At 74.9% G+C, this 4,377-nt stretch carries 5 protein-coding genes; 4 read left to right on the top strand and 1 reads right to left on the bottom strand.

All coding sequences use genetic code 11. The annotated features are described in order from the left end of the window. Window positions 1-280: 280 nt before the first annotated feature. Entirely contained in the window at window positions 281-952 is a 672-nt protein-coding gene (locus KBX39_RS24525) for a bifunctional DNA primase/polymerase (protein WP_064448263.1), read from the bottom strand. 217 nt (window positions 953-1,169) lie between these two features. On the opposite strand from KBX39_RS24525, the gene KBX39_RS24520 reads away from it, so the two are divergent. The 4 genes from KBX39_RS24520 to KBX39_RS24505 all read left to right on the top strand — a co-directional run. Then, on the top strand, window positions 1,170-2,399 hold the full coding sequence (locus tag KBX39_RS24520) for a helix-turn-helix domain-containing protein (protein WP_069088946.1): 1,230 nt from the start codon (window positions 1,170-1,172) through the stop codon (window positions 2,397-2,399). Beyond that, window positions 2,396-2,977 carry a flavoprotein gene (locus tag KBX39_RS24515; protein ID WP_030504216.1) on the top strand — a complete coding sequence of 194 codons (582 nt, stop codon included), beginning with the start codon at window positions 2,396-2,398 and terminating at the stop codon, window positions 2,975-2,977. Before KBX39_RS24520 ends, KBX39_RS24515 begins: the two co-directional genes overlap by 4 nt. Window positions 2,978-3,087: 110 nt before the next feature. Beyond that, window positions 3,088-3,924: a Nif3-like dinuclear metal center hexameric protein gene (locus KBX39_RS24510; RefSeq protein WP_210872708.1), complete on the top strand. Its 837-nt coding sequence runs from the start codon at window positions 3,088-3,090 to the stop codon at window positions 3,922-3,924. After that, window positions 3,914-4,377, top strand: a 464-nt coding sequence (locus KBX39_RS24505; protein WP_369010122.1) for a zinc ribbon domain-containing protein, incomplete at its 3' end; no start/stop codon positions are given. The genes KBX39_RS24510 and KBX39_RS24505, both read left to right, overlap by 11 nt.

The raw sequence follows: 4,377 nt of genomic DNA, 5'->3' as shown, positions 1-4,377 counted from the left end.
GTGCGGGGTGTGGGGGGCCCGGGGGGGGGCCGGGGGCGGCGGGGGGGGCGGGACCCCGTCGGGCGGGGGCGGCCGGGGCGGACGCCCAGGGGACGGGTGAAGGCCCACGGGTGCACACGGCGGCGGGGCCGCGCCGGCTCGGTGCCGCCGGTGTGGCGGGCCGCGTCGTCCCTGGACATCCTCAAACCCCCGCTCCGGCGCGCACGCGCCCTCGCCAGGTTCAACGATTCCGGTGCCGGGGAGGTCGCTGTCGGCCACCCGTCCGGGGCGGACGGGTGGGTCAGCGGCCCCGCCGGGGCAACGGGAGGTGGCCGGGGAACAGGTCCGCGCCGAGCGTCACGCCGGCCGCGTGTAACGCGGCGATCAGCGCGTTCTGCACCAGGTACGAGTCGGGCAGTTGCCAGCGGGCCTGCTCCGGGGCGACCGCCCAGCGCACCGTCCCCTCGGGCAGCCGGGTCGGCGGGGCCGGGATCCACGAGCCGGGCCCGTGCCGCACCACGTGGAAGCAGTGCTCCAGTTCCGGGCGCAGCGGGTCGCCGGGGCGGACCAGGAACATCCAGCGGCCGGTCGGGGTGACCAGCGCCGGGCCGCGTACGCCGGGCCCGGCGGGATGGGTGGCGACCGCGTCCAGCACCTGCCGGCCCAGGTGGGCGGCGACCTCGAGGACGTCGAACGCGCGGCCGGTGGGCAGCAGGACGCCGTGCGGGCGGCTGCGCCACCAGGTGGCCACCCGGGCCGGGTCGGTGCTGGCGGCGTGCTCCCAGTCCTCCAGGGCGGGGTGGCAGCCCACCGTGGGGCAGCCGGCCCGGCCGCAGACGAAGCGGCTGTTGGCCAGGCAGGCGCCGGGCGTGACCGGCCAGCCGTGCAGCGCGTACCGCACCGCGACGCGGCGCAGGCGGACCCGTTCCAGCGGGGACAGATGAGCGACGCGCGGCCGGACATTCCTCCACATGTCTGACATCCCCTCTCGTCCCGCGAAACCGTCCACATGCCACACGTCGAAAGCCGTCACTGCCGAAACTCACGCTCGTTGTGGTGACTAACGGTCGGTGCAACTTGCACGAAAACTACGAGAACTGGCTGGTCGGTGGACGCACAACCTGTGCGATCGGGGCAAGCCTGGGGGACGTGGGGGGACCGGCCGGCGCCGTGAGGGGGAGGGAGCAGGGATGGACGAACTACCCATAGGCCGGCGGGTGGCGTACTGGCGGAGCCGGCGCAAGATGTCCCAGCAGGTCTTCGCCGACCGGCTCGGCAAGTCCAAGAGCTGGGTGGACAAGGTGGAGCGTGGCGTCCGCCGGCTGGACAAGTTCTCCGTCCTCTACGAGATCGCCGACATCCTCCAGATCGACGTGCAACTGCTGCACGGCAAGGACCCGGAGCGGCGCACCGACGCGCTCAACTGCATCGACCAGGTCGAGGTGGAGGAGATCCGCACCGCCCTGGAGCGGTACGACTCGATGAGCGCCTACTTCGACGCGGCGCCCTTCCCGCCGCCGCTGGCCGACATGCGCAAGGCCGTCAACCACGCCTGGCTGACCTACCAGTACGGCCGGTACGGCATGCTCACCCGCGCGCTGCCGAAGCTGCTGCGCGACGCCCAGGCGGCGGACGCCGGCTACGCCGCCGACGAGCAGGTACGCGAGGCCGCCCACCTGCTCGGGCAGGTCTACCAGATCGCCTCCTCGGTGCTGCGCAAGCTCGGCGAGTGCGACCTCGCCTGGCTGGCCGCCGACCGGTCGATGGCGGTGGCCCAGCGCGCCGACGACCCGCTGCTCGCCGGGATCGCCACCACGAGGGTCTGCAACGCGCTGGTCGCGATGGGCCGTCCCCGCCCCGCGCTGGAGCTCAACGTGCGCATCGCCGGCCGGCTCGCGCCCGGCGGCGACAACGACGTGCGGCCCGAACGTCTCTCCGTCTACGGCATGCTGCTGCTCCAGGGCGCGATGGCGGCCGCCCGGATCGGCGACTCGGCGACGGTGGACGACCTGCTCGCCGGCGCCGACGAGGCGGCCAAGCTGCTCGGCGGCGACCACAACCACTACTGGACCTCCTTCGGCCCGACCAACCTGGAGCTGCACCGCGCCGCCGCGGCCGTCGAGCTGGGTGACGGCGGCCGGGCGGTGGAGACGCACCTGCGGCTGTCCGAGCCCGCGTTCAACGCGCTGCTGCCGGAGCGGCGCGCGCACCACCTGCTCGACCTGGCCCGGGGCTACTCGCAGATCGGCGACGTGGCGAGCGCGGGGGACATGTTGCTGCGCGGCGACCGGCTCGCGCCGTCCGAGATCCGGTGCCGGCCGATAGCGCACGAATTGATGTCCGAGATTCTCCGTCGCACACGTGGTGCGCCGCCTCAGCCGATCGCGGAGTTGGCTGAGCACATGGGAGTCGGAGTATGAGCGGTCCGGAGACCGCGAGCGAGCACCGGCGGGTGCTCTACGTCATCGCCTGCGGTTCGCCGCTGGCCCGTCACGTCGGCCGGCTGGTCGACCTCGCCCAGCGGGAGGAGTGGACGGTCTGCGTGGTCACCACGCCCGACGGCGCGAAGTTCGTCGACCGGGCGGCCCTGGCCCGGCAGACCGGCCACCCGGTCCGTACGCACTACAAGAACCCGGGTGACCTGGACGTGCTGCCACCGGCGGACGCCATGCTGGTGTGCCCGGCGACGGTCAACACGATCAACAAGTGGGCGGTCGGCATCACCGACACCCTCGCGCTCGGCCTGCTGGTCGAGGCGCAGGGGATGGGGGTGCCGATCGCTGCCGTCCCGTACACGAACGAGGCGATGGCCGGGCACCCGGCGTTCCGGGCCAGCCTCGACCGGCTGGCCGGGTGGGGCGTCCGGGTGGTCTTCGGCGACCACGTCGTACGCCTGCATCCGCCCGGCACGGGGGAGCGGCGCGCGGACGCCTTCCCCTGGGACGCCGGCCTGGCCGCCCTGCGCGGCGCGGACCGGCCGGTCGCCCCGGTCGGCTGACGGTGTGAGCGTGGCTCCCGGCGCGCCCGGGAGCCACGCCCGACGGCGGTCGGCGTGTAGCGGCCCGGACGCCGGTAAGCTGGCCGCCCGTGAGCACAACCGTCGCCGACGTGGTGGCCGCCCTGGACCGCCGTTACCCGCCCGCCTGGGCCGAGGAGTGGGACCGGGTCGGCCTGGTGGTGGGTGAGCCCGACCACCCGGTACGCCGAATCGCCTGCGTGGTGGACGTGGTCCCGGAGACCGTGGACGAGGCCCTCGAAGCCGGCGCGGACATGATCGTCGCGCACCACCCGCTGCTGCTGCGGGGCGTCTCCTCGGTGGCCGCCACCACGTACAAGGGCCGGATCGTGCACCGGTTGATCAAGGCGGACGTCGCGCTGTACGTGGCGCACACGAACGCCGACGTGGCCGATCCCGGCGTGTCCGACGCGCTCGCCGCCCGGTTCGGGCTGACCGGGCTGCGCCCGTTGCACCCGCCCCGCCCCGGCTCGCCCGCCGCCGGGCCCGGCCGGGGCATCGGCCGCATCGGCGAGCTGCCCGAGCCGATGACGCTCGCCGAGCTGACCCGGCTGGCCGCCGCCGTGCTCCCGGTCACCGCCTGGGGAGTTCGCGCCGCCGGGGATCCCGGGCGTATGGTTCGTACCCTCGCCGTCAGCGGCGGCTCGGGGGACGGCTTCCTCGCCGAGGCGACCGCGGCCGGGGTGGACGCGTTCCTCACCGCGGACCTGCGTCACCACCCGGCCGGGGAACACCTCGCCGCGGGTGGCCCGGCGCTGCTGGACGCCGCCCACTGGGCGACCGAGCGACCCTGGCTGGACGACCTGGCCGCCCACCTGGCCGGCGCGCTGGGCGTCGAGACCGTGGTGTCCGACCTGGACACCGACCCGTGGACCGTGCACGCCGCCGCGCCCCGGCCGGACGACAAGGAGCCCCGACGTGAAGGCTGACCCGAAGGTGCAGCGCCGCCTGCTCGACCTCCAGGCGATCGACACCGCGCTGGCGCAGCTCGCGCACCGCCGCCGCAGCCTGCCGGAACGCGCCGAGCTGGAGGCCCTGGCGCGTGAGCTGTCCGCGCTGGAGGACGAGCGGGTCCGCGCCCAGGTGGCGGTCGACGACCTGGACCGGGACATCGCCCGGATCGAGAAGGACGTCGACCAGGTGCGGGCGCGCAAGAACAAGGACGAGGCCCGGCTGGCCTCGGGCAGCGGCCCGGCCCGCGAGCTGGAGGCCCTCCAGCACGAGCTGGTCTCGCTGAACCGCCGGCAGAGCGACCTGGAGGACGCCGAGCTGGAGCTGATGGAGCAGCGGGAGACCGCGCAGGGCGTGCTCGACGGCATCGAGAGCCGGCTCGCCGAGGCCCGCGAGCGCCGCGCCGCGACCGAGCAGCGCCGCGACGAGGC

The sequence above is a fragment of the Micromonospora sp. D75 genome (assembly GCF_018070405.1).
In the GTDB taxonomy this organism is placed as follows: domain Bacteria; phylum Actinomycetota; class Actinomycetes; order Mycobacteriales; family Micromonosporaceae; genus Micromonospora; species Micromonospora chalcea.
This window is presented reverse-complemented; position numbering and strand designations above follow the sequence as displayed.